We start from the raw sequence: 24,182 nt of genomic DNA on the forward strand, positions 1-24,182 counted from the left end.
AGCCAATCCTGGCCGGTTGGCCAACTCCTGCGAAGGACATCGTGCCCAATCTGGTCAATGACATCGACAGGACATCGAGCCGGCTCGAGTCAATCCAAATCCCGACACGATTACGGCTACTTTGAGCGAACACCCCTCAGTAACATTGCACCTCCGTCAATCCTGGTAGAACTGTATGTCCCCGCAAAGGAAATCGGCCCAAAGTTCGTCGTACTGATCCTTTTCATCGGAGCTTGTCCCGAGATAAGGATTGTGCTGCGCCTCAGCGGCAGCCCCCTCCGCGTCATTGAGTCCCAGCCAGGCTGACGCGTTCCGGGACCGGAAAGAGACGAGACCACGGTCCTGGTCGACCTCCATGACCCAGGTCTGCTGACTGTCGGAGCTGTTGCACGGGCGTTGCCACACCGGGTCCTCCGGTTTCGTCGTCCCGGTGTGGGTCAGGCACCTTCTGGTGTACGCGTTGCGCAGCTGCAGATGGGTCCGGCCGTCGCCGCTGGTGTTCTTCACGGGCACCAGTTCCCATTGCTGCCGCGTACTGCCGACGCAGTACGCCTCCCGCGGGGTGGACGTCTCGCCCTGTACTTCCACGCAGCGGCGGGTCGTCGCGACGACCAGGCGAGAGCGCTTGCCCATCGACGACGAGGAGGATGAGGAAGAGGGCGATGCGGCGCGGTCCATGGACCGCGTGGACTTCTTGGGCGTGGGCCCATCGGCCGTCCGTCGGGGCGGACGGCTCGTGACCGGCGCCGAGCCCGCCGTCGAGTCCGCCTCCGGTGGGGGCGAAGACGTATCCGTGGGGACGAGCGACCGGTCGGCCTTCGGGGCAAGCAGCGTCCGGTCCGGCGCGCTCGGGGGCGACAGCCACAGGGCACCGAACAGCAGACAGGACGTCGTGATCGCCACACCCCGCGCCCGTGTCCACAGGCCGCGCTGCCCTGCCCCGTCGCCGTCCGCCCGACTCGCGAGCGCCGCCGTGGCCGCGTCCGCACCGGCCATCCTCGCCACCACGTACGCCTGGGCGCCCCACAGCAACACGCCCGCGGGCAGCGCCGTGCGCAGCCGGCTGTTGAGGTCGGCGAGCTCGGTCGCGGCGCGACGGCACCTGGCGCAGGCCGACAGATGCCTCGCGAGGTCCCTGCTGCCGCGCCACCCGCTGCGGCGCACCGCGGCCGCCAGCAGCGAGCGGTAGTGACCGCACTCGGCGGTCGCGTCGCCGCTCTGCACATGGGCGGTCAGATACGCCTCGCGCAGGCCCTCGCGGGCACGTGCCGCGAGGGAGGTGACGGCGCTGGCGCTGATCCCGAGCCGCGCCCCGGTCCGGGCCGGCGATTCGTCCTCGACCACCGTGTGCCAGAGGACGGCCTGCCAGCGCTCCGGCAGGCTGCGGAAGCCGCGCAGAACGAGGCTGTGTTCCTCCAGGCGCAGGACGCGCTCCTCACCGTCCTCGCCCTCTGATGCGTCGGTGTGCTCCTCGAACCACTGCTCGAATTCGGCGGAGAGTGCGGTCCTTCGGGAGCTCGCGGCCCAGTCCGCCGCCGTGCGGCGGACCACCACGAGGAGATAGGGCCGCCATGCGGCTTCCGGGCCGCCTCCTGACCGGACCACCCGGATCGTGCGGGCGAACGCTTCGGACACGAGGTCCTCCGCCGTGTGCGGATCACGGCAGCACGTACGGGCGTACGACAGAACCGCCGCACGGTGACGCCGGTAGATCTCTTCCAGGGCCCCGTCGTCGTTCTCCTCCCGCAAGAGGGCGGTGAGTTCGGCATCGGTGCGGCTCGCCGGCTGGTCTTCGCTGTCCGCAACTGTCATGCATGTCCCCCTGTGTCATGCGGTTTTCGGTTGAATCGATGTCTTGCCGACCTGGCTCGTGCCCGCTGCGGCACCCAAGTGGCCCCCGGCTCGGGGAATTCCGAGAGGTACGCGGAGGCATCGGCGAGGGCACTGGACGCCGCCTTCAGCCGCAGGTACCGGGGGCCGGGCCACCAGCCCAACTGCCAGGCGGGCAAGTGGCTCCCCAGTCGCCCGTCGAGGTCCGCCAGGTCCTCCCCCGCCTCACGGCACCACGGGCAGTCGAGCCCATGCGCCGCTATGCCGGACACCACGGCACCGTCGAGCGGGGCTTCGAGCCCGGCCAAGGCCTCCCGGCACTCCTGGCGCCCCGCGCGCTCCGCGTGCAGCCCCAGTCGGACACCCCGCAGCAGCTCCCTGGCCCGCTGTGTGGAGGCGGCGACGGCAGCCTCGGACTGCCCTGTGATCCGGGCGATGAGCTGAGGATCGTCCCGCTCCACCACTCCGTGCCACAGCAGGATCTGCGCCGACCGTGGCAGCCGTTCGAAGGCCTGCGCCAGTTGGCTGCCGTCCTCCATGGGCCAGGCCGCGCCCTTGGCCACCCAGTCCCGGAATCCGGGGGCGAGCGCGGCCCGGTCGTACGTGGCGTGCGCCACCGCTCCGCTGCGCACTCCGTCCAGAAGCTCGCGCCGCAGGCAGCCCGGATGGCGTACGCCGATGACCGTGCCACCCCTGAGTCGCGTCATGAGTACCCGCCGGAACACCCGTGTGGAGAGCCCGCCGACCGCCTCGGCATCCGCGAGGCATTCCATGGCGTACGCGTGGACGGCCGGGTAGTGCCGCTCGTGGATGAGTCGGAAGGCATCGATCTGTCCTCGCTGCACGGCGGCGAGTGCCGTGGCGTCGGAGGACGCGTACCTCGTCGGGCGGGACAGGAAAGAACGGGGCATGATCTACCTTCCTTTGCGGCGGATCCACGGTCCTTCAATTCCCGGTGGTGCGGTGGACCACATTCGAAGAACTGCCGTAGCGAAAAGCGCGGGCACGGAACTCCGCTCTCCTCTCGTCGGGCAGCGTGATGACTTTCGCGGATTCGACGCCGGGGCCGAATACCGCGACGACGGAGAAGTGCTTCTTGCCGTCCCGGCGCACCTCGATCAGATATCCGTCCTCATCGCTCGCGCGATCCGTCCACCTGAATCCGATGCCGTTCCCGCGCATGAGGTTCGCCCTGAGGTTCGCCGGCGCGGAACTGCTCACACTCCCGGATTCCTTGTCGGCTTCCCTTCGGTCCAGGTCTACGTGCACAGGGCGTGACGCCGGACCGTGCACGGGACGAAGCCGGTAGTAGAAGGTGGTCCCGGGCATCAGATCGGTGTGCCGGAAGCTGGTCCGACCGGGCCGCAGGAAGCCCAAGGATGTGTAGGGGCCGGATCGTTCGGTGGCGAACTCGAGGACACGCCAGGCGACGTCTCCACCCCGTGTGCGCCAGGTCAGCCTGGTGTCGTCGGGCGATGTCGCGCTCGCCTCGAGGACCGCGTCCGGCTTCGGCTCCGGGCGCGACTGCTTCTGCGGTGCCTCGCCGGCGCAGCCGGTCAGGGCTGCGCCGGCGAGCAGGACCGCCACTGAGGTACGGACCGTGAAACGCACAGTCCGACTCCTACTTCCGCCAGAACTTGATGTCGCTCCACTTGACCGTGATCGGCCCCTTGCCGCTGTCCGTCGCGTAGGCGCCGAGCTTGTCGTAGAAGCTGCCGTCCCGACTGCCTTCGGATCGCTTCAAGGAGCCGTTGATGTACACGCGGTGGACGTCGCCGACCTTGTGGACGGTGTTCACCCGGACCCGCGTGCCGACCGTGGCGCCACCCGCGATCGTGTCGCCCCCGTTCTTCACGGAGTAGAGGCGGCCGCCCCGTTCGACACCGAGCATGAAGTAGGAGCCCCCGTTGGGAGATTCACGGAAGGTCTGCTTCAGGGAGATGCGGTCGCCTCCCATGCTGGTGATGGTGAAGTAGCCCTCGAACTGGCGCGTGCCTCCCTCGTAGGTGGCGTACCGCCGCTCCGCACGGTTGTCGCCGTCGCCGTCCGAGCAGGTGAGCCTGAAGGTGAGGTCGCTGACCTGGCCGCAGCCTCGTTCCTGGACCTTGAACGTGGGGCTGGTGGACTGCCAGCCGCCCGGCTCGACTTCGGCATGGGCGGGTATCGCGGCCGGCGACAGCAGTGCGGTCAGCGCGCAGGCCAGCAGAACTCGGTGCTTTGCTTGCATGGAGGAACCTCCGGAGTCGGTCTTGGTTTCGGTGGTGTGGTCAGCTGGTGTGGTCAGTCGGTGTGGTCAGTTCAGGGCCGCCGGCGACGAGCCACCGCGGATCCGGACAGGGCTGCCGGTCCCGTCGGCGGGAACACCGAACAGGACCGGGTGTCCGTCGATCGAGCGGGCGTAGCCCACGGTGCGCGCGTCGAGCCAGGCGGGCTGGTCGTCGACATGTGCCGGCTCGGCGAGTGGGATGTCCTTGCCGGTGGAGAGGCGCAGGACATGCAATCGCCAGTGGTTCCCGACGCGTTTTTTGTAGGCGATACGGCGTCCGTCGGGAGACAGCGAGGGGCACTCGACATTCGGGCGAATCGCCTCGAGACGGCGGTCGCGCAGATCGCCCCGCATGAGCCAGGTGCGCTTCCCGGAGGACATGGTGGCGTAGAAGGTGCGGTCGTCCGAGGCGAAGGTGATGCCCCAGAAGTTGCGGTCCGCGGCCGTGAACCGGCGCCCGTCGACGTACGCCTCGAAGTCCTCCAGGGAGCCGTAGTGGTCGTCGGTCTCCAGGTCGTACGCACCGGCTGTGGTGGAATACCCGCCGGGGCTCAGATAGGAGTCGCCGGCGCGGAACACCGTCCAGGCGACCATGCGGCCGGACGGGGACACCCGGACCCTGCTCGGCTTGCCCCAGACCGGAATCACCTTTCGCTCGTTCAACTCTTCGTCGAACACGCCCACTTCGAAGCCGCCGGGAAGGGTCGCGGAGCGCAGACAGGCGAGGGTTCCGGCGGCCGCGTAGACCCGCAGGCACTTCGGTCCCGTCCCCAGCACCTTTCCGGGTCGTTCGGTACGCACCTGCCGTACCCGGCTCGTGGAGTGGTCGACGTAGAGCAGTGTTCCGGCCCGCAGCACGTCGAGCTGCTGTGCGCTCTTCGCGGCCGACCGGGTGGCCGCGATCTTCCATCCCGTGTAGGCGCAACCCGCGATCAGCGTGGTCGCTATCAGCAGCGCGGCGGTGAGCCGTTGCCTTTGGACGGTCATGTCCTGCTTCCTTTGCCGAGACGTGCCCCCGCGAGCACCGCGCAGCCCAGCAGGACCGCCAGGACGGTGAACGCACTTTGCGGTGAGGCGAGTTGCAGGGCGGCCCCGACCATCAGCGCCCCTCCGGCCCGTGCGAGTGCCTGAACCGTCTGCACGGCGGCGAGGCCGGTCGCACGGAGCGCTTCGGGGATCAGCGGAGCCGCGTGGGCCATGAGCACCCCGTCGGTCGCGGCGTAGAACAGGCCGTGCAGGGCTAGGACGAGCACGGCGGTGGGCCGGCCGCCCGGCACGAGTCCGACGCAGAGGTAGGCGGCGAGCAGCAGGACGTGTCCGGCGAGGAAGACCGGCCACCGGCCGACGCGGTCGGCGAGCCGGCCGACGGGGGTCGCGGCGAGGAGGAAGACGATCCCCGTGCCCAGCGGCAGCAACGGCAGCAAGGTGGTGGACAGGCCGGACCGCTGCTGCAGCGACACGTACAGCACCATGTCCCCGACGGTCACCAGACCCAGCGCACCCGCGGCCAGGCAGGCGCGCCGGATGCCGGGACGGGTCAGCACGGCCAGGGCCTGACGCAGCGTCACCCGCCCCTTGCCGGCGTCTCGTTGCCCTGGCCGCGCCGGCAACGGCGGCATCGGTACGCACAGCGCCAGGACGATCACGCCGACCAGGCCGAGGCAGAAGCTCACGGCGAACACCGCGTCGTACCCGGTGGTGTGGGCGACCAGGGCGACGGCGACCAGCGGCCCAAGCAGCGCCCCGGTGGTGTCCATCGCGCGGTGCACTCCGAACGCGCGCCCCAGCGCGTCGGGCGGCGCGGCAAGCGTGATGAGCGCGTCACGCGGGCCGGTGCGGATACCCTTGCCCGCCCGGTCGAGTCCCAGCATGGCGCCGATACCCGGCACCGAGCCGCCGACCGCGGGCAGACCGAGTTTGGTGGCGGCGGACAGCGCGTAGCCGATGGTGGCCACCGTCTTGGGTCGCCGCAACCGGTCGGCTGCATAGCCGCCCGCGAGCCGCAGTGTGGCGGTCGCGGCCGCGTACAGGGCCTCGATGGTGCCGAGGACGAGGAATCCGACGCCGAGGCCGTACATCAGGTACATCGGCAGCACCGCGGTGACCATCTCGGCCGAGATGTCGGTGACCAGGCTGACCAGGCCGAGGCCGATCACGGTGGAGGGGACGGCGCCGCCGCCGCGGGCCGCGGCGGGGCGCCGGGTGGTCGAGAGATACAGCATGGACCGCTCCGTTCCAGCACGGTGATGCGGCGGCGGGTGGGGGTCCCACCGCCGCATCGGCTTCAGTGGCTGAGGCCGTACGTGCGGGGGGTCAGTCCGTGGCGGTCGACGACTGGGACTTCGCCGCCGCCTTGTGGCAGGTGCCCGTCACCTTGTCGGTGAAGGTCCGCCCTTCGACCGGTACGAACTGGTGCTCGTAGCCGGTGGACGACAGGGTCAGCTTGGACACCCCGAAGGTCTTCCTGTTCACCGACTCGGTGGTCGCCTTGGAGTCGTTGGTCCCGTCGCGCAGGGTGGTTCCGCCGGTGCCGATGACCAGTTGGCGGACGCCGTTGACCGTGTCCTTGCTGCCGCTCGGCTTGCTGGGCGCGAAGCGCTCGTAGTGGTGGTCGTGACCGGACAGCAGCAGGTCGGCCTTGTTGTCGTACAGCGCGGTGAACAGGGCCTTGACCTTCGAGTCGTCGCCGTGGTCTCCGGTGCTGAACTGGGGGCGGTGCATGTAGGCCGCCGTGCAGGGCTTCGTGTTGGCCTTCAGGTCCGCGCGCAGCCACTTCTCCTGTGTCGAGCCGGAGCCCGCGGAGATCTCGGAGTTCAGCGCGACGAAATGCCAGTCGCCCACGTTGAAGCTGTAGTAGCCCTTGCCCCGTGTACCGGCCCTGCTGCCGAAGTAGTCGAAGTAGCCGTCGGCGTCGTCGGTGCGGTATTCGTGGTTGCCCGGCGTCGGGTAGGTCTTGCTGAGGAACTTGCCCCAGTTGGGGGCGTACTTCTCCCGGAACTCCTTCGCCGTGCCCTCGCTGTAGGCGTTGTCCCCCAGGGTGATCACGGCGCTCGGGTTGATCTTCTCGACGACCTTGGCCGTCTGGTTGCACGCCGAGCCGCACAGATCGCCAGCGGCGACGACGGTCACGGCCTCCGCGGCGACCGATTCCCCCTTGTGCTGCTCGCTGTTCCCCGAAGCACTCTGCGGCAGGGTCACCGCCGCCACCGCGGCGAGCAGTCCTGCGGCCCCCACGGCCGCAACCTTTCTCGCTGATCGCTGCTTCGGGGTTCCGGTGGACTCACTGGATCGCATTTTCAGGCCCTTTCAATGTCTCCGACTACGTTTTCTGCACGCTCGTTTCCGACTGTGGCATGCCCTCGTTGCAGGCGACTTGGCGTGGACTGACCCATTCATTGCCGTCGGCTTGAGCGTTTCTTGCTTCTCGCCGGTAACCTCGGCCCGATAGCGGAATGACGAGTCCGGCGACTCATGAACAGGGAGGCTTGGGCACCAGGTTCTGCAGCAGGATGCCCTGGCGGAGATCGCGCAGTTCCTTTCCGGGGTCAACTCCCATCTCCTCGGCCAGTCTTGACCGGGTCTGCTCATACACCTTGAGCGCATCCACCCTGCGCCCGGAAAGATAGAGCGCGGTCATGAAGTGGTGGACGAGGTTCTCACTGAACGGATGCACTTGGACCTCCGTGTACAGCAGTCCGACCACCGCATGCGGATCACCTTGCCTGAGCAGGGATTCGGCAAGTCCTTCCACCGCGATCAACCGCACGGCTTCCAGTCGCGTGGATTCCCGGGCGGAGAAGTCGTAATGGCCGAGATCCGCGTACGGAATGTCCCGCCACATTCTGATGGCCTCCGCCATCCGACTCCCGCCGGCCCGGTGGTCGCCCTGCCGCAGAAAGTGCTCACCTTCGGAAACCGCCCGCTCGAAACGCTGACTTGCTATCTGCTCGGGCGGCACGGCCAGCAGGTAGCCCGGATTCTGACGCACCAACAGGGAGGGCCAGCCGGTGCCGGACAGTAATCGTCTCAGCCGGGAGAGATAGGCGTAGAGTGCCGCCGTGGCCTGCGGCGGCGGTTCGCCCTCCCAAATGGACTCAATGATCGAGTCGGTGGGCAGCAGCCGGTTCGCATTGATGAGCAGAAGTCCCAGGACCGCTCGCTGGCGCGGGGGGCCCAAGTGAAGTCGCCTTCCGTCGGCCAGTACCAGGAGCGGACCTAGCCCGTCGAAATCAAGGGATTCTCCGCGGACGGGTGACCGCTGCCACCCCTGTGCTGGACCCGATGGATTCTCCATGTTTTCCATGACGACAAAGGAAGTTAGGGCACGAACCTCCCTCCTGTGCGCCCAACAAGGCCAGGGGCAGAAATGCGCTGCGGAGTCGATTGCTCCAACAGCTACGGGGATGACTCACAGCAATATTCAGGCCATGACTCAGGCGACCGCGGGTAAGTCGGTTCACTGGAAGCGCACCCAATGCACGTCCGCGCCCGCTGCGGTCGTATCCGAACACGACAGCTTGACATACAGAGTGTGCACACCCGTCACGGTCGACACCGAAGGCAGGGGCAGGACCGGAACGAACGGGCTGCCCCGGTCGACGACCGCCGGAATCTCGTACGACAGAAGAGGCGGCCCATCGGGGTCGTCCAACGTGAGCGTGAGTGTGGTGCGGGAGAGCAGCGGAGCGCGCGGCGTGAGGTTCAGGGCCACGGTCCGCGGCGGCGTCGCGGAGAAGTCGACCTTGCCCAGACGGACGACGCCGCCGTTGGCGAACGTCCGGCCGGTGCCGTCCGGCAGGGCCGTGGCGCCCCTCAGGTTCGTGCCTCGGGCGAGGAGCAGACGATCGGTTGCCCGGTGCAAGGGAGGGGACGGCCGCGTCGGTCGCGTGGACGGGGTGGGTGTGGGGTGTGGAACGGCCGGGGTGGTGGATGTGCCCGGCGAGCGCGACGGAGGGCGGTCGGGGCTCGTCGGTGAACTCTCTTGTGCGGACGAGGGTTCGGCGGTCACCGTCCGCGTGACGGTCGGGGCGGGTTCCGGGTCCTCGGCGTACGAGGCGCCGTCATCGCGGGGCGGACTGGTCGATGCCCGGTAGCCCGCGAGGCCGAGCCCCACGGCCGCGGCCGTGCACAGGCCGTACACGCCGACGCGGGTGCTCAGGATTCCGATGCGCTGCTTGCGGTGGCGCGCCCTGTCCACGCACTCCCGCGAGGCCGCCCGGTCGAGGAACGGCAGGGGGGCGCGGGGCGGCAGCTGTTCCTTCTTCAGCGCCGCGTAGGCCCGGGCGGGCCACCAGCCCAGCAGGATCGCCGGGAGCTGTCGGCGCAGCCGGCCGTCCAGGTCCACCAGGTCCGCGTATGCCGCGGTGCAGTTGGCGCAGCAGTCGAGGTGGTCGACCAGGTGGAACAAGGCGACGGCGCTCGATGTCTCGGCCGTCGCCTCGGCCAGCAGATCGCAGTGGCGCAGGCATTCCTCGGCCCGGGTGTCGGCCGCGTTGCCCCGGTGCAGTCCGAGATACGCATCGCGCAGAGCGGTGCGTGCGGCTCCGACGAGCGCACCGTACTGGGCGCGGTCGGCGCTCAGCACCTGCGTGGTCAGGAGCCGGCCCTCCCGTTCGACGGCGCTGTGCCACAGAGTTGTCTGCCGGGGGCCCGACAAGGTGCGGTAGGCGGCCGCGAGCCGGGAGCCCATCAGCAGGGGCCAGGTGCTGCCCATGCCCGCCCATTCGCTGAATCCCCTGCTGAATCGCCCACCTGAGTCCGGTGGGCATGATCCGCCTTCGGTACGTTCATGGCTCCATGCCCGGACCATGCCCCTCCGCGTCTGGACGAGCAGCTGGGCCCGCAGCGGCACCGCGGAACCCGGCCCGTGCCGGGCGGTCTCGAAGACCTGCTCGAAGGCCCCGCGGACCAGCGACTCGGCCATCGCCTCGTCCACGACACCGGTGCGTACGTACGCCGCCACGGCAGCCCAGTGCCGGGTGACGACGGACCGGAAGGCACCTGCCCGGCCGGACCTGACCTGCTCGACCGCTTCGGCGTCGCCGAGTGGGGGGCGATGGGCGCGTGCGGGTGCGAGCACTTGGCGCAGGGGCGTCGTCCGGGCGGCGGCGAGGACTTCTCGGGCATAGGACATCGGATTCTCCTCACAGGAGCGGGTGGGGTGTGGTCTGGGCGGGCGGCGGCACATGTCCCGGGACGGGAGCCCGTCGCCCGGTGCGGTGCCGCCGCCCGTTGCCTCCGGCCGCCGGGTGCCGGGTGCCGGGTGCCGGTGGGCGCTGGGGCCGAAAGCTTGGGCGGGTCTGCTCAACAGCCCTTCGGCTCGTCGGACTTCGATCCGCACGACGCCGTCTGACCGGCCTTCGCAAGGGTTGTCACGAACTGCGGGGTGAACGTGCCGGGACCGCCCTTCATCTGGACCAGTCGCGTCCCGGCCTGCTTCTCCTTGCCGCCGTCTTCGAGGCCGACGTTCTGCCGGGTGGCGCGGTTCACGAGCCAGGAGTCGGTGTGGTCGGGGCCCGCCCCGTCCCGCATCCACCACTGCTGGCGCGGCTCGGCGGCGGCGCACGCCGACAGGACCGCGGCGACGGCTTCGACCTCTTCGCCCTTGCCGGGGCGCTGGTCCGAGGGCAGCGTCAGGCAGCGTCCGTCCGGCACCAGCCTCAGCGTGAGGTAGCCGTCACTGTCGAGCGTTCGCCGCCATACCTGGGTGGACGAGCCGTTGCCCTCGGCGCACTCCTTCTGGACGACGGCTCCGTCCGCGCCCCGGTCCAGGCAGAGACCACTGGTGCGGCTCTGGAGCCGGACGTCGACGGGCCGCGCGGGGACGTCGGTGAGCAGCTGCGGATTGTTGGCCACATTCTCCTCGGGGGCCTCGGCCAGCGCGCTGCCCGCCTCGGGGGCCGGATGGAAGTAGTGGAACTGGTCGCCGACACAGTCCAGCATCTCGGCGGCGTTGGCCTCGGTGCACTTCGGCTCTGCGCCGTCCGCACTCGAACCGCCCCCGCACAGCGGGTCCTTGCCGTGCTGCAGGTGACCCGGCTGTTCACCGTCGGCACAGTGCGGCACGCCGAAGCTGTGCATCAGTTCGTGGGTGATGGTGTACGAGTTCCAGCACGGCCTCGTCACCGATGCCCAGCCGCCCGTGCTCTTGGCCCGGCCGGCGCCTCCGCCGACGCCGCAGGCGAGTCCTTCGGTCTCCTCCCAGTCCATGAAGAGCATCGGACGCTGCCCGTCGAGGTAAGCGTCCAGCTTCTTGTTCTGGTCCTCCGCCGATGCACTGGGGGCGAGTCGGGCCATCAGGGCCCGGTCCATGGCCCTCTTGATGTCGGCGATCCCGGGCATCTCGGCCAGACCGCTCACTCCGACCGGGGTGACCTCGATCCGGCAGGAGTCGTCCTGCACCATCTGATACCGGCGGCTCTGGTCGGCGTCGAGGCGCTTGGTGCCGGCCTCCAACTGCTGGTCCACGTCCCACATGAGGCGCCGGATGACCGGGGCGCGTTCCGCGGCGCGGTCCTCCCCTGCGCGGTGGACGTAGAAGACGTGGATGCCCTTGTGCCGCGCCCCGGCGTTCTTCGCGCAGGCGACGGGCGGGGCCTCGGTCACGGCGTACGAGGCGAACTCGTCGCCGTCCTCCTCGGCGGCCCAACCCGGCATCCCGAGAAGGGCGATGAGCAGGGCGAGCACGGCGCCGAGCGCGCTGGGCACGGCGTGCTTCCACGTGGCGCGGTGCCTGCTGCGGGGTCTGCCCGGTGTCTCTCGATGCCGCGGTGCGGCGTGGGTGTCTCGCACGGATCCTCCGGTTCAGGAGGAAGGCGCCCGACGACGACCCAGAGGCGTGAGGTGCGGAATGAGGAGTCCTGCGGGAGGTCGCCGGGAACGTAGCAGCGGCCGAGGCGCCCTGTCCAGCACCGAACTCCTGGATTGTCTGCGGGAGTTGAAGGGATGAACCCTGAAGGTAAAGCATCGGCAAAGCGCCGGGACCGATCCCGCCTCACCCTCTCCTTCCCTGGTGAGTCCCGTGCCGACCCGCGCACGCGGACGTACGCACACAATCGAGGAGGGCCTCGCGACACAGAGGTGAGAGTCGCCAGAGGACCGGGAGGTCACCGGGTGGCGGCGGCACGCGCCGCCACCCGGCCGGTCCAGTCAGGTCACCCCTGCCCGGGGTCGAGTCAACCGTCCGCCCGGACCGTCCGGGGCCAGTCCCGCGCGGCGCGCGGAGACGGCCTAACGCCCCAGCGCGGCGCCACCGTTGATGTGCACGATCTGCCCCGTCAGGTAGGCCGCTTCGGGAGAGGCGACATAGCGGATCGCAGCGGCGATCTCGTCGGGCCGGCCCGGCTCGCCGGTCAGGGACCGCCCGACGCGGGCGGCGATGAACTCGGGGGTCGCACGATCGCCGAAGAACTCCGTGTCGGCGACGAATCCGGGCGCCACGGCATTCACGGTGACGCCTTCCGCTCCAAGGCGCTGGGCGAGCTCGAAGGTGTAGGTGTTCACCGCCGCCTTGGAGCCGCCGTACGAACCCGGGCCCCGCAGAGCCGCGATGGAGGAGAGGTGGACTATGCGCCCACCGGGACGACGGACGTGCGGCAGAAGGGCCTCGGTCAGCAGGACGCACGTCAGGACGTTGGCGTCGAAGTTGCTGCGGTATCCGGTGGCGATGTCTTCCAGAGTGGCGCCCCGCCCCGGGGCGACATTGCCGCCCGCGTTGGTCACAAGGACGTCGACATCACCGTCGGCGGTGATGAAGTCGGCGGCGCGGCGGACGTGTTCCGGCACGGCGAGGTCGGCCGCCACCCAGCTGACGAGACCGCTCCCATGCCGGGCGTTGAGGGTTGCTGCGGCATCTTCCAGCACCTTGTCACGTCGGCCGACGACGACCACCCGGTCGCCGTCCGCCGCGAACGATCCGGCGACGGCACGACCTATGCCAGTACCACCACCGGAGACCACGATGCGCCTGTGCGCCATACCCCACCCCTGTTCACATATGTGACGTACGTTCATCCTTCTGCCCGCTGGAAGTTAGTGTCGGCCCGTGTCCGCGTCAAGCCCGACCAGAGCCCGGTGACGGGGGTTGGCTACCGTCGTCTTCCGGCAGACGGAAGGGGCCCCACGTGGCGGTCGGCATGGAACACGTACTCAACTACTGGCACGGCGGCCTGACCGAGGTCCCCGACGAGGTGTGGCTCGACCCGGACCTGGCGGTCCTGCTCCTCCCCGACAACGCGCTGACGTCGCTGCCGGCCCGCATCGGCACGCTGTCCGCGCTGCACACCCTGGACCTCGGCCACAACAGGCTGGCCTCGGTCCCGCCCGAACTCGGCGGGCTGACGGGGCTGAGCCGCTTCCTCTACCTCCACGACAACGCGCTCACGTCGCTGCCGGAATCGCTGGGCGGGCTGCGGCGCCTGGCGTATCTGAACGTCGGCGAGAACCGGCTCACCGCGCTGCCGGATGCGCTGGGCTCACTGACGGCCCTTGTGGAACTGCGCGCCCAGCACAACCGCCTGACCTCGCTGCCCGCGTCCCTGGGCGGACTCGCCGCCCTGCGTGAACTGTGGCTGCGCGGCAACCGCCTCAGCACGCTCCCGTCCTCCGTGCGGGGCCTGCGGCAGCTGCGTGAACTGGAGCTGCGCGAGAACGAGTTCACACGGGTGCCGGACGCGCTCCGCGGCCTGCCCCTGCTGCGCCGCCTCGACCTGCGCGCCAACCGCCTGCGCGAGCTGCCCCCTTGGATCGCGGAGCTGCCCGCCCTGGAGAAGCTGGACCTGCGCTGGAACGAGGTCGCCGTACCGGAGGAACTGTCGGGGAGGCTGGAGCGGCAGGGATGCGTGGTCCTGCGGTAGGCGCCGCCCGCCCCTCCTGCGGTAGGCACCACTCGCCCCGTCCTTCAGTAGGCACCACTCGCCCCGTCCCTCAGTAGGCGGCCCTCACCCCTCCTGACTCACCGGCACCACCGCCACCGCCCCCTCGGCATGCAGCAGCACCGCGTTGGTCACCGAGCCGACGAGGCGGCCGAGCAGCATGCGCCGGTGATGGCGGCCCACGACCACCAGCTCCGCCGCCTGCGACTCCAGGACCAGGATGCCCGCCGCGTCACCCGGCAGGATCAGCGTCTCGACGCTCACCTGCGGGTAGCGCTCCTTGAAGGGCGCGAGCTGTCCGTCCGCCAGCTCCGTACGCTCCGCCGCGGCGGCGGTGTCCGCGCTGGCCGACGTCACGAAGTCGCCGGTGGCGGTGTAGACGAGGGTGGGCGAGGCGTAGGCGCAGACGACGCGCAGCGCCGCGCCCCGCAGTGCCGCCTCCGCGAAGGCGAAGCCGATCGTGCCCTCGTCCGGGGAGAGCGCGTCGAGGCCGAGCACCACGCGCGGCCCGGCGTCGGCCGCCGGTTCCTCACCGGGGCGTACGACGACGACCGGGCAGGCCGCTTCCCGCGCGCAGGCCAGGCCGTTGGAGCCGAGCAGCAGACTGCGGAAGCCGCCGCGCCCCCGTGAACCGAGCACCAGGAGCTGCGCCTCGTCGCCGAGCTGCGGGATGTCCTTGCCCGGTGCTCCGTCCACGACGTCGAACGTCACCGGCGGCAGATCCGGGCGCCCTTCGAGCCGGGTGCGCGCCCGGTCGACGACCGGATCGGGGTCGTGGCGGTGGTCGATGGTCGGCATGCGCGGCCCGTCGGCCAGCGGCAGCGCGTACTGCCGCACATGCACGACCCGCAGCGGCGCGCCCCGCAGGCGCGCGGCCGTCACCGCCCATTCCAGGGCGTGGTCGCTGCCGGACGAACCGTCCACGGCCACGACCACGGGTTCCACGGGGGCATCGCCACTCTGGGCGTCGCTCATGACTTCCTCGTCTCCGGCGCTGGGCCAAGGTCGACGGGCTCCGCTTCCGGGTCCAGCCTCGCTCGGCGGGCGGGCCCGGGGCAGAGTCCAAAGTCACCAGGTCAGCACGGCCGACGGCGCGACCGGCCGCGAAAGGCGGGGACGAGGGTCCACGACGCCCGTACGGCCTACGTCAGATCGAACTGGCCCTCGCGCGCGCCGTGCACGAAGGCTCCCCACTCCGCCGGGGTGAAGATGAGGGACGGGCTCTCGGGCCGGCCGGCGTTGCGCATCGCGATGAATCCTTCGACAAAGGCGATCTCCACGTCCCCCCGCCCTTCGCTGCTCGATCGCCAGTCCGCGGTGCTGAGGTCGAGCTCCGGCTTGTCCCAGCCTGCGAGCGGATGCTGCTGAATGGTGCCTTCGGCCACGTCCGTGCTCCTCCCGATGCGTCGTCCGCCCGCCAGCCTAGCTTTCGGTACCGGCGCCGGACAGGCCGCGGAAGGAGGACGGACGCCCGCCCGGCCTGACGGAACCGTCACGTCGTGGGCGGCTCTGCTCCGACGAGCCACATGGCGAAGAATTGCGACCCGCCCCCGTAGGCGTGCCCGAGCGCCCTGCGGGCCCCGTCGATCTGGTGCTCGCCCGCCTGCCCGCGCACCTGAAGTGCCGCCTCGGCGAAGCGGATCATCCCGGAGGCGCCGATGGGATTGGTGGACAGGACACCGCCCGACATGTTGACGGGCAGGTCGCCGTCCAGTTCCGTGACGCCGGACTCGGTGAGCTTCCAGCCCTCGCCCTCGTCGGCGAAGCCGAGGTTCTCCAGCCACATCGGCTCGTACCAGGAGAACGGCACATACATCTCGACGGCGTCGATGTCGCGCCTCGGGTCGGTGACGCCCGACTGCCGGTAGACGTCCGCCGCGCAGTCCTTGCCGGCCTGCGGCGAGACGAAGTCCTTCCCGGCGAAGAGCGTCGGCTCGCTGCGCATCGCGCCGCCGTGCATCCAGGCGGGCGGCCGGGGCGAACGGGCCGCGCCCGCACGGTCGGTGAGGACCATCGCGCAGGCACCGTCGGACGACGGGCAGGTCTCCGAGTAGCGGATCGGGTCCCAGAGCATCGGCGAGGCCTGGACCTTCTCCAGGGTGATGTCCTGCTCGTGCAGATGCGCGTACGGGTTCTTCAGCGCGTTGCGGCGGTCCTTGTACGCCACCAGCGAGCCGACCGTGTCGGGGGCGCCGGTGCGTCGCATGTACGCGCGCACGTGCGGGGCGAAGAAGCCGCCCGCGCCCGCGAGCAGCGGCTGCTGGAAGGGGATCGGCAGGGAGAGCCCCCACATCGCGTTCGACTCCGACTGCTTCTCGAAGGCGAGGGTCAGTACGGTGCCGTGCACGCGGCCCGCGACCAGGTTCGCGGCGACGAGCGCGGTGGAGCCGCCGACGGAACCCGCCGTGTGCACCCGCAGCATCGGCTTGCCGACCGCGCCGAGCGCGTCGGCGAGGTACAGCTCGGGCATCATGACGCCCTCGAAGAAGTCGGGCGCCTTGCCGATGACGACGGCGTCGATGTCGGACCACGTCAACTCGGCGTCGGAGAGCGCGCGTTGGGCGGCCTCCCGGACGAGTCCGGCGATCGACACGTCCCTGCGGGCCGCGACGTGCTTGGTCTGGCCGATCCCGACGACGGCCACGGGCTCTTTGCTCATCACGCGTCTCCCTCGAGGACGGCGACCAGGTTCTGCTGCAGGCACGGCCCCGACGTGGCGTGCGCGAGGGCGCGGTCCGACGCGCCCCGGTGGATGCGGGCGGCGGCCTCGCCGAGCCGGATGAGGCCGGCGGCCATCATCGGGTTCGCGGCGAGCGCGCCGCCGGACGGGTTGACGCGGACGTCGTCCCCCAGCCGCAGCGCCTTGCGCAGGACGACCTCCTGCGAGCTGAACGGCGCGTGCAACTCGGCGGTGTCCACGGGCCGTTCGAAGGCTCCGGCGCGCTCGGCGGCGATGCGGCTCGACGGTGAGTCGGTGAGGTCGCGCACGCCGAGGCTGTGCGCCTCGACGCGGTGGTCGATCCCCCGGATCCAGGCGGGCCGCGCACACAGCTCGCGGGCCCGGTCCCCGGCGGCGAGGATCACGGCGGCGGCGCCGTCGCCGACGGGCGGGCAGTCGCCGGTCCGCAGCGGACGCACCTCGTACTCGCCCTGCGGCACCGAACCGCTCAGCTGGGCATGGGAGTTGGCGGCGGCGTCCGCGCGACTCCGGGCGGCGACCCCGGCGAGCGCGGGCTCGTCGGCGTCCCCGGCGTCGATGAGCGCCTGCGCCTGGAGGGCGGCGAGGGCGACCGAGTCGGGCCAGAGCGGGGCCACGTAATACGGGTCGAGCTGCCGGGTCAGTACGTCGCGCACCGAACCGGGCGACGACTTTCCGTAGGCGTACACGAGCGCGGTGTCGGCCTCGCCGGTGAGCAGCTTGGTCCACGCCTCGTACAGGGCCCACGCCCCGTCCATCTCCACGTGCGACTCGGAGATCGGCGGCCAGGCCCCGACCCCGTCGAGCGCCATCGTGAAGGAGAAGGCACGCCCGGCGAGATAGTCCGAGGACCCCGAGCAGGTGAACCCGATGTCGCTGGTCTTCAGACCGGTGGCGTCGAGCACCTCATGCAGGACCGGCATGAGCATCTCCACCTCGGAGAGCTCGTCGGTGCGGCGCAGATGGTCGGTCTGCCCGAAGGCGACGATCGCGATGTCGCGGGCGGGCCGCATGGCGGACGGCATCTACACCAGCTCCTTGTACGTGTCGTAGTCGGCGTCCGGCTCGCCCGTCGGACGGAAGTGGTCGGGGAAGCGACTCCCCTCGCTCCACACCGGTTCGACGCGCAGGCCCATCCGCACCTGGTCGTACGGAATGCCCCCGATGCGCGCGTGCAGGGCGAGATCGGCGCCGTCGAGGGCGATGTGCGCGTACACGTAGGGCACTTCGATGTCGAGGTTCTTCGCCTTGATGTTCACGATGCAGTACGTCGTGACCGTGCCGCGCGGCCCGACTTCCACGGCCTCGGTGGTGGCGACGCCGCAGGTGGGGCAGGCGCCTCGGGGCGGGACGTAGACCTTGCGGCAGGAGGGGCAGCGCTCGCCGACGACCCTCCGGTCGGCGAGGGCGCCCAGGTAGTCGCTCTGGGCCCGGCCCGGCGAGTAGGTGTAGTCGAGCCGCGCGGGCGCGACGATCCCGGTCACGGGATCGCTGAACTCGCCGTCGTGCGCCCCGACTTCGCCGCCGGATTCCCCGTCGTACGGTTCGAAGCAGGCGATGTCCGTGATGGCGCCGCTGCGTTCGGCGGCCCACCGGATCCGGACGCGCATACCGGTGCTCACGGCTTGCGGCCCCGGCGCGTCCAGGGCGTGCAGCAGGGCGGTGTCGGCGCCGTCGAGCCTGACCAGAACCCAGGCGAAGGGCGTGTCGAGGGGCTGCCCGCGCCGCGGTTCATGGTTCCAGGCCCAGGTGGTGACGGTGCCGGTCGCCGCGACCTCGACCAGGTCGCGTATCTCCTCGGCGGTGACGGGGTCGTACTCGACGGGCGGCACCAGAGTCCGCCCGTCGCTCCCCTTCACTCCGAGTACGGTCCGCTCCCGCAGCCCGCTGAGAAACGCGCTCTGCACGGGCCCGAGGGACCGGGTGAAGGGAAACTCGACGACGAGAGGGGCGCTGAGCACCTCCGGTGAGGCAGCGGATGCCATGGCTGGGACTCCGTTTCCGAGTAACTCCGAGTGACAGGTGTTCTGTTGTCTGCGGGACCGCCGCGGCTGGTCGCGCAGTCCCCCGCGCCCCTTTCAGGGGTGCCCTACGCACGCCGGAAGACAGGAGCCCTCTTCTCCGCGAAGGCCCGTGCCCCCTCCTTCGCATCGGCGGTGTCGAAGACGGGCCAGCCCCGTTTCAGCTCGGCCGCGAGACCGTCCGCCTCGGTCATCTCCGCGGCTTCGTACACGGACGCCTTGACCGCCTCCACGGCCAGCGGCCCGCACGCGTTGATCTGCTCGGCGACGGCGAGTGCCTGCTCCAGGGCGGTGCCGTCCGGCACGACATGCCCGATGAGCCCGACGTCCGCGGCCTCCCGCGCCGTATAGGGCCGCCCGGTCAGCAACATCTCCAGCGCATGCGTACGCGGAATCTGCCGAGGGAGCCGCACGGTAGATCCACCGATGGGGAACAGCCCCCGTTTGACCTCGAAGAGACCGAACGTCGCCGACTCCCCCGCCACGCGGATGTCCGTGCCCTGCAAGATCTCCGTGCCGCCCGCGACGCAGTACCCCTCGACCGCGGCGATGACGGGTTTGCGGGGGCGGTGGTGGCGCAGCATCGCCTTCCAGTGCAGATCGGGGTCGGCCTTCATCCGGTCCCGGTACTGCTCGCCGTCCATCCCCTTGCCCGCCAGGGCCTTGAGGTCCATGCCGGCACAGAAGGCGCCGCCCGCGCCGGTGAGGACGATCGAGCGGACGGTGTCGTCCGCGTCGGCGGCGAGCCAGCCGTCGTAGAGGCCCACCAGCATCGGCAGCGACAGCGCGTTCTTCGCCTCCGGCCGGTTGAGCGTGAGTATCAGTGTGGCGCCTTCGCGCTGCACAGCGAGATGTTCCGTCCCACCCATTGCCGTGCTCCCTCTTCTCGACGGACGGCTGTCGCCGCGGTCCTCCGCAGACCTGGAACAGGTTGCAGTAGCCGGGGAAGCAGTTCAAGAGTTTTCTGACAGTCAGTCAGATTTCTTGGACGGGGACCCTTCCCAGTTGTGGGCGGCTCTGCTCTGATGACCGCCACAGCCAGAAGAGATGACGCCGGGGTCAGGAGGAGCGGTGGAGTACAACCTTGCCGACCTGTTCGAGTCGGTCGTCGACGTGGTCCCCGACCGCGAGGCGCTCGTGTACATCGACCACCCCGGCACGGGCGAGGAGCGCCGGCTCACCTACGCCGAGCTCGACGCGGCGGCCAATCGTCTCGCGCACCACCTGATCGACAGCGGGATCAAGCCGGGCGAGCACCTGGGGCTCCATCTCTACAACGGCGTCGAGTATCTGCAGACGGTGCTCGCGTGTCTCAAGGCACGTCTGGTGCCGGTGAACGTCAACTACCGCTATGTCGAGGAGGAGTTGGTCTACCTCTACCGGGACGCGGATCTCGCGGCGCTCGTCTTCGACGGCGAGTTCACCGAGCGCGTGGCGGCGGCACTGCCGAGGACGGAGAAGCTGCGGCATCTGGTGCGGGTGGGGACCCCGCCCGCCGGGGCTCCGCCGCTCGACGCGGTGCCGTACGCGGAGGCGGAGGCGACCGGGTCACCGGAGCGGGGCTTCGCCGGGGGCCGCTCGCCCGACGACCTGTTCATCATCTACACCGGCGGCACGACCGGCATGCCCAAGGGGGTGATGTGGCGTCAGGAGGATCTGTTCTTCTCCGGGCTCGGCGGCGGCGCCCCCACCGGGGAGCCGGTCACGCGGCCCGAGGAGCTGGCCGAGCGGGTCGCGGCGGGCGGCGACGGGATCACCTTCTTCCCGACTCCCCCGCTGATGCACGGCACCTCCACGCTGACGGCGTTCATCTGCTTCAACTTCGGTCAACGCCTCGTCATCCACCGCAAGTTCGCGCCCGAGGAAGTCCTGCGCACGATCGAGCGGGAGAAGGTCACCAGCATGTCGCTGGTGGGCGACGCGATGCTGCGGCCGCTGATAGACGCGCTGAACGGGCCCTGCAAGGGGACGGACCTGTCGGCCATGTTCAGTGTGTCGTCGTCCGGCGCGATCATGTCCGAGACGGTGCGCGCGCAGTTCACCGCGCTCGCCCCGAACGTGATGCTCCTGAACAACTTCGGCTCGTCCGAGTCCGGCTTCAACGGCACGGCGACGGACGACTCGGGCCCGGACAAGGGGTTCAGGCTGCGGGTCAACTCCCGTACACAGGTGGTGGATCCGGCGACGTACGACCCGGTGGCGGTCGGCGAGCCGGGCCGCATCGCCCAGCGCGGCCATGTGCCGCTCGGCTACTACAACGACCCGAAGAAGACGGCCGAGACCTTCTTCCGGCGGGGCGACGAGCGGTGGGTGCTGCTCGGCGACATGGCGACCGTCGACGACGAGGGCATCGTGACGGTCCTCGGCCGGGGCTCGCAGTGCATCAACACGGGCGGCGAGAAGGTGTATCCGGAGGAGGTCGAGCAGGCGCTCAAGTCCCATCCGGACGTGTACGACGCGCTGGTGGCCGGAGTGCCCGACGAGCGCTGGGGCAACCGGGTCGCCGCGGTCGTCCAACTCCGCGACGGGGCAGCAGCGTTGGACCTGGAAGCGGTCCAGAGCCACTGCCGCACCCGCCTCGCGGGCTACAAGATCCCCCGGGCCGTGGTCTTCACCGACCACATCCAGCGCTCCCCCAGCGGCAAGGCGGACTACCGGTGGGCGAAGGCGGTGGCGGCGGGCGGCTGATCGCCGACGCGTGGCCTGCGGCAAGTAGCCTGCGGCCATGACCGATCCCTCCCCCTTCGCCGCCCCCGCCCGCTTCGACGGCGCTCCTGACCGCGTCGCGGTCGTCGTGCCCGGCGTCGCCTACTCGCCCGCCAGGCCTCTGCTGCACTTCGCCCGTGGCGTGCTCCTCCAGCACGGCTGGACAGTTCAGGAGCTGTGGTGGCGGGTCCCCGACGACTTCGGGCAGTTCCCCGTGGACGAGCGGATCGCCTGGGTCGAGCGGCAGGTCACCGAGGCGATCGACGCCGAGGAAGGGGCGTGTCGCCTCGTCGTCGGCAAGTCCCTGGGCTCACTCGCCTGTGGCGTGGCGGCCGACCGGAACCTCGCGGCCGCCTGGCTCACCCCACTCCTGACCTACGAGCACGTGGCCCGCTCGCTCCGGCGGGCCACGGCGCCGACGCTCCTCGTCGGCGGGAGCGCCGACGCACTGTGGGACGCCAAGGTCGCCGAGTCACTGCGCCATGACGTCCTGGAGATCCCGTCAGCGGATCACGCCCTGGAGCTCGCGGACGACGTCGTGGGATCCGTCGACGTACTGCGACAGGTCGTCTTGCGACTGCACCGCTTCATCGGCTCTCTCGACCACTGAGCGCCCTGCCGGAAGACCTCGACCACTGAGCGCCCCGCCGGAAGACCGGTGACGAGTCCGCGGGCCGGTCGACGCGTTTGACGTGCGGAGAGAGCGCCGCACGTCAAAAGGCGACTTGAGCGCCCTCGGCAGGAGCCGCGTCGGCCTCCTATTGGGGCGCGCGCACGTCCCAGCGCCCCTGGACACGCCTTTGCAACCTCGGCGGAGCGGACCAGGATATTCGGAGGAAGCCGCCGTCGGCAGCCGCCCTTGCGGCACATCCGCCGACCTCGCCCATTTCCTTGCTCGTTGAGCCCGCTGGATTCGCATCGTCCGTGCATGCCCTGGTCCCAGGCCATAAGGAAGTGCCCGATGAGTACTCCTCCGCGCGACCTCCCCGACTCGCCCTTCTCCGACGAGGACACCCCACACTGCGCGCAGAGCTCTCTCGGCGCGGGCAGGGGACCACGTCACGTCGCCTTCATCGTGGACGGAAACCGTCGTTGGGCGCAGGCCCATGGCCACCCCGTCGAGCAAGGCCACCGGGAGGGCGCGGACAACGTCTGCCGGGCCGTTCACTGGTGTGAGGCCGTAGGCATAGAGACCACTACATGGTGGCTGCTCTCGACGGACAACCTCAACCGCGCCGCGGCCGAGCTCCACGAACTTCTGAACGTCATATCGGAACTGACAGACCGTCTGGCGGCAACCGGACACTGGAGGATGCGTCACCTCGGGGATCCCCGACTGCTCCCCCGGTCTCTGGCAACCGCGCTGCGCGAGGCGGAGATCACCACCTGCCGCATTCAGGGCCCGCAGATCAACTTCGCGGTCGGCTACAGCGGCCGTCAGGACATCCTCGCCGCGGCGCGCCGCATCGCCCACCAGGCGGTCAACTCCGCCGGCTTCGCCCTGTCCGAGAGGTCGTTCGCCCAGGCCCTGTCCACCAGCGGGCTGCCCGACCCTGACCTGGTGATCCGCACCTCCGGCGAGCAACGCCTTTCCGGGTTCATGCTCTGGCAGGCAGCTCTCTCCGAACTCTATTTCTGCCCTGTCCTGTGGCCCGACTTCACCCAGTCCGATCTCCACGGCGCCCTGGCCTTCTACGGCGCCCGTCATCGACGTTTCGGAAAGTAGAGCAGGAAGGAACCGCACCATGACGCCTCAGACGTCTCTTCTGTTCCCTGACTCCAGGACGACGGACGACATCGCCGGCTCCTATCAGCCCCTGAAGCCCTGGATTCTCTCCCACCTGGGAAAGGGACGTGAAACGTACCCTGCTCACCCGCAGACGGACCAACTGGAGTCCACCCTTCTCGCCTGGGCGGCAAACCTTGGGTTGAGCAAGGCCCATATCGACATAGCGGCCCAAGCGACCCCTGGGCACCTGGTGGGACTTTTCGCCCCACAAGCCCCCTGGAATGTGCTGCTTCCCCTGGCCAAGCTGCAGATGATCCTCTTCTGGCTGAATACCGTCGACCTCGGCAGCGACCAGCCGGTCGGCCATCTCGTAGAACCCGTGAGGGACACCTTGGAGAGGGGGCATGCGCCGTCCGACGGGCCGGACATCCTCCGGCCGCTGGCCAGTCTGCGCGACGACATCGTCGCAGCGGAAGGAGCCGAACTGCTCCCCGGCTTCACGGGCTTGCTGCTGGGATTCCTGCACGAGTACACGGCTCGACAAGCATGGGAGAGGGGGGAACCCCTCCCGAGCCTGGACCGGTACTTGAGGCACCGGACCCGCACGGCGGGGATCGTTCTCGGCATGTGGATACAGAGGCTTCAGCCGGGTCTCATCGGGCCGGGTGAGCCGCTTCCAGGACCATTGCTTCAGCTCATGAAGCAGGGGAGTCTGCTCGTCGGGCTCGACAATGACCTGCACAGCTGCCACGTGGCTGCCGAGTCAGGGGAAAGGCTCAGCCTCGTCGGTGTCATCTGCCGGGAATACGGAATTCCGGTGGACATGGCCTTCTCCTGCGCGCTCACCCTCAACGCGTCGATGCGCTACGAGAACGCCAACACCGCTGCCTCGATCTGCGCCGACACCTCCCTGCATGACGCGGTCAGGAACCATGCCCAGGCAATATTCCACTGGGTCGACTCCGTCTACACATGGTCATTGGAGACGCCGCGCTACGGGTTGCGGAGCACTGAATCGCAAGGACTCGTAGCCCGCTCCGGCCTGGCCGGGGAGTGAGTG

The 24,182-nt window shown here is 69.9% G+C and carries 22 protein-coding genes; 5 read left to right on the forward strand and 17 right to left on the reverse strand.

From position 1 onward, the window contains the following. Positions 1-156: 156 nt before the first annotated feature. The 11 genes from ACIBKX_RS17445 to ACIBKX_RS17495 all read right to left on the reverse strand — a co-directional run bounded on the left by ACIBKX_RS17445 (position 157) and on the right by ACIBKX_RS17495 (position 13,072). Positions 157-1,812 carry a sigma-70 family RNA polymerase sigma factor gene (locus ACIBKX_RS17445; protein ID WP_363272792.1) on the reverse strand — a complete coding sequence of 552 codons (1,656 nt, stop codon included), beginning with the start codon at positions 1,810-1,812 and terminating at the stop codon, positions 157-159. Continuing rightward, positions 1,809-2,741: a hypothetical protein gene (locus ACIBKX_RS17450; RefSeq protein WP_363272793.1), complete on the reverse strand. Its 933-nt coding sequence runs from the start codon at positions 2,739-2,741 to the stop codon at positions 1,809-1,811. Before ACIBKX_RS17450 ends, ACIBKX_RS17445 begins: the two co-directional genes overlap by 4 nt. Before the next feature lie 34 nt (positions 2,742-2,775). Then, positions 2,776-3,441 carry a fibronectin type III domain-containing protein gene (locus ACIBKX_RS17455; protein WP_363272794.1) on the reverse strand — a complete coding sequence of 222 codons (666 nt, stop codon included), beginning with the start codon at positions 3,439-3,441 and terminating at the stop codon, positions 2,776-2,778. Between the two features lie 10 nt (positions 3,442-3,451). Then, the gene (locus ACIBKX_RS17460) at positions 3,452-4,057 is read right to left on the reverse strand and encodes a hypothetical protein (protein ID WP_363272795.1); all 606 of its coding nucleotides are present in this window, start codon (positions 4,055-4,057) and stop codon (positions 3,452-3,454) included. 66 nt (positions 4,058-4,123) lie between these two features. Continuing rightward, complete coding sequence (locus ACIBKX_RS17465; protein WP_363272797.1) at positions 4,124-5,083, reverse strand: hypothetical protein; 960 nt, start codon at positions 5,081-5,083, stop codon at positions 4,124-4,126. Further along, positions 5,080-6,318, reverse strand: a complete 1,239-nt coding sequence (locus tag ACIBKX_RS17470) for an MFS transporter (RefSeq protein ID WP_363272798.1) — start codon at positions 6,316-6,318, stop codon at positions 5,080-5,082. Before ACIBKX_RS17470 ends, ACIBKX_RS17465 begins: the two co-directional genes overlap by 4 nt. A 91-nt stretch (positions 6,319-6,409) precedes the next feature. Next, complete coding sequence (locus ACIBKX_RS17475; RefSeq protein ID WP_363272799.1) at positions 6,410-7,330, reverse strand: metallophosphoesterase; 921 nt, start codon at positions 7,328-7,330, stop codon at positions 6,410-6,412. 235 nt (positions 7,331-7,565) lie between these two features. Beyond that, positions 7,566-8,273, reverse strand: coding sequence for an AfsR/SARP family transcriptional regulator (locus ACIBKX_RS17480; protein ID WP_363272800.1), 708 nt, complete (start codon positions 8,271-8,273; stop codon positions 7,566-7,568). A gap of 279 nt (positions 8,274-8,552) precedes the next feature. Next, on the reverse strand, positions 8,553-10,229 hold the full coding sequence (locus tag ACIBKX_RS17485) for a hypothetical protein (RefSeq protein WP_363272801.1): 1,677 nt from the start codon (positions 10,227-10,229) through the stop codon (positions 8,553-8,555). 170 nt (positions 10,230-10,399) lie between these two features. Beyond that, complete coding sequence (locus tag ACIBKX_RS17490) at positions 10,400-11,803, reverse strand: ricin-type beta-trefoil lectin domain protein (RefSeq protein WP_363272802.1); 1,404 nt, start codon at positions 11,801-11,803, stop codon at positions 10,400-10,402. Between the two features lie 522 nt (positions 11,804-12,325). Next, positions 12,326-13,072 carry an SDR family oxidoreductase gene (locus ACIBKX_RS17495; RefSeq protein WP_363272803.1) on the reverse strand — a complete coding sequence of 249 codons (747 nt, stop codon included), beginning with the start codon at positions 13,070-13,072 and terminating at the stop codon, positions 12,326-12,328. Positions 13,073-13,218: 146 nt separating this feature from the next. On the opposite strand from ACIBKX_RS17495, the gene ACIBKX_RS17500 reads away from it, so the two are divergent. Beyond that, complete coding sequence (locus ACIBKX_RS17500) at positions 13,219-13,950, forward strand: leucine-rich repeat domain-containing protein (RefSeq protein ID WP_399375817.1); 732 nt, start codon at positions 13,219-13,221, stop codon at positions 13,948-13,950. An 84-nt stretch (positions 13,951-14,034) separates the two neighbouring features. Here ACIBKX_RS17500 and ACIBKX_RS17505 read toward each other — a convergent pair whose 3' ends face one another. The 6 genes from ACIBKX_RS17505 to ACIBKX_RS17530 form a co-directional block, all read right to left on the reverse strand. Then, positions 14,035-14,943 carry a universal stress protein gene (locus ACIBKX_RS17505; RefSeq protein ID WP_363272804.1) on the reverse strand — a complete coding sequence of 303 codons (909 nt, stop codon included), beginning with the start codon at positions 14,941-14,943 and terminating at the stop codon, positions 14,035-14,037. 167 nt (positions 14,944-15,110) lie between these two features. Further along, a complete protein-coding gene (locus ACIBKX_RS17510) occupies positions 15,111-15,353 on the reverse strand; it encodes a DUF397 domain-containing protein (protein ID WP_363272805.1) in 243 nt (80 codons plus the stop codon). A 107-nt stretch (positions 15,354-15,460) separates the two neighbouring features. After that, on the reverse strand, positions 15,461-16,627 hold the full coding sequence (locus ACIBKX_RS17515) for a thiolase domain-containing protein (RefSeq protein WP_363272806.1): 1,167 nt from the start codon (positions 16,625-16,627) through the stop codon (positions 15,461-15,463). Next, on the reverse strand, positions 16,627-17,691 hold the full coding sequence (locus ACIBKX_RS17520; RefSeq protein WP_363272807.1) for a thiolase domain-containing protein: 1,065 nt from the start codon (positions 17,689-17,691) through the stop codon (positions 16,627-16,629). The genes ACIBKX_RS17515 and ACIBKX_RS17520 overlap by 1 nt, the downstream gene beginning before the upstream one ends. Continuing rightward, positions 17,692-18,651, reverse strand: a complete 960-nt coding sequence (locus ACIBKX_RS17525) for an OB-fold domain-containing protein (RefSeq protein WP_363272808.1) — start codon at positions 18,649-18,651, stop codon at positions 17,692-17,694. A gap of 104 nt (positions 18,652-18,755) precedes the next feature. Further along, positions 18,756-19,556 carry a crotonase/enoyl-CoA hydratase family protein gene (locus tag ACIBKX_RS17530; protein WP_363272809.1) on the reverse strand — a complete coding sequence of 267 codons (801 nt, stop codon included), beginning with the start codon at positions 19,554-19,556 and terminating at the stop codon, positions 18,756-18,758. Between the two features lie 202 nt (positions 19,557-19,758). Between ACIBKX_RS17530 and ACIBKX_RS17535 the strand changes: the two genes are divergently transcribed. The 4 genes from ACIBKX_RS17535 (at position 19,759) to ACIBKX_RS17550 (ending at position 24,179) form a co-directional block, all read left to right on the forward strand. Next, a complete protein-coding gene (locus ACIBKX_RS17535) occupies positions 19,759-21,375 on the forward strand; it encodes an acyl-CoA synthetase (RefSeq protein ID WP_363272810.1) in 1,617 nt (538 codons plus the stop codon). A 37-nt stretch (positions 21,376-21,412) separates the two neighbouring features. Beyond that, positions 21,413-22,003, forward strand: coding sequence for an alpha/beta hydrolase (locus ACIBKX_RS17540; protein WP_363272811.1), 591 nt, complete (start codon positions 21,413-21,415; stop codon positions 22,001-22,003). 351 nt (positions 22,004-22,354) lie between these two features. After that, positions 22,355-23,119 carry a polyprenyl diphosphate synthase gene (gene uppS, locus ACIBKX_RS17545; protein WP_363272812.1) on the forward strand — a complete coding sequence of 255 codons (765 nt, stop codon included), beginning with the start codon at positions 22,355-22,357 and terminating at the stop codon, positions 23,117-23,119. Between the two features lie 19 nt (positions 23,120-23,138). Then, positions 23,139-24,179 carry a terpene synthase family protein gene (locus tag ACIBKX_RS17550; protein ID WP_363272813.1) on the forward strand — a complete coding sequence of 347 codons (1,041 nt, stop codon included), beginning with the start codon at positions 23,139-23,141 and terminating at the stop codon, positions 24,177-24,179. Positions 24,180-24,182 lie beyond the last annotated feature (3 nt).

Source organism: Streptomyces sp. NPDC050658 (assembly GCF_044457025.1).
Classification (GTDB): Bacteria; Actinomycetota; Actinomycetes; order Streptomycetales; family Streptomycetaceae; genus Streptomyces.

Bases quoted from the DNA above. Each gene is read 5' to 3' on its own strand.
- ACIBKX_RS17445 (WP_363272792.1), bottom strand. From the start codon at position 1,812: ATGACAGTTGCGGACAGCGAAGACCAGCCGGCGAGCCGCACCGATGCC.
- ACIBKX_RS17450 (WP_363272793.1), bottom strand. From the start codon at position 2,741: ATGCCCCGTTCTTTCCTGTCCCGCCCGACGAGGTACGCGTCCTCCGAC.
- ACIBKX_RS17460 (WP_363272795.1), bottom strand. From the start codon at position 4,057: ATGCAAGCAAAGCACCGAGTTCTGCTGGCCTGCGCGCTGACCGCACTG.
- ACIBKX_RS17465 (WP_363272797.1), bottom strand. From the start codon at position 5,083: ATGACCGTCCAAAGGCAACGGCTCACCGCCGCGCTGCTGATAGCGACC.
- ACIBKX_RS17470 (WP_363272798.1), bottom strand. From the start codon at position 6,318: ATGCTGTATCTCTCGACCACCCGGCGCCCCGCCGCGGCCCGCGGCGGC.
- ACIBKX_RS17485 (WP_363272801.1), bottom strand. From the start codon at position 10,229: ATGTCCTATGCCCGAGAAGTCCTCGCCGCCGCCCGGACGACGCCCCTG.
- ACIBKX_RS17495 (WP_363272803.1), bottom strand. From the start codon at position 13,072: ATGGCGCACAGGCGCATCGTGGTCTCCGGTGGTGGTACTGGCATAGGT.
- ACIBKX_RS17505 (WP_363272804.1), bottom strand. From the start codon at position 14,943: ATGAGCGACGCCCAGAGTGGCGATGCCCCCGTGGAACCCGTGGTCGTG.
- ACIBKX_RS17515 (WP_363272806.1), bottom strand. From the start codon at position 16,627: ATGAGCAAAGAGCCCGTGGCCGTCGTCGGGATCGGCCAGACCAAGCAC.
- ACIBKX_RS17520 (WP_363272807.1), bottom strand. From the start codon at position 17,691: ATGCCGTCCGCCATGCGGCCCGCCCGCGACATCGCGATCGTCGCCTTC.
- ACIBKX_RS17525 (WP_363272808.1), bottom strand. From the start codon at position 18,651: ATGGCATCCGCTGCCTCACCGGAGGTGCTCAGCGCCCCTCTCGTCGTC.
- ACIBKX_RS17530 (WP_363272809.1), bottom strand. From the start codon at position 19,556: ATGGGTGGGACGGAACATCTCGCTGTGCAGCGCGAAGGCGCCACACTG.
- ACIBKX_RS17540 (WP_363272811.1), top strand. From the start codon at position 21,413: ATGACCGATCCCTCCCCCTTCGCCGCCCCCGCCCGCTTCGACGGCGCT.
- uppS (WP_363272812.1), top strand. From the start codon at position 22,355: ATGAGTACTCCTCCGCGCGACCTCCCCGACTCGCCCTTCTCCGACGAG.
- ACIBKX_RS17550 (WP_363272813.1), top strand. From the start codon at position 23,139: ATGACGCCTCAGACGTCTCTTCTGTTCCCTGACTCCAGGACGACGGAC.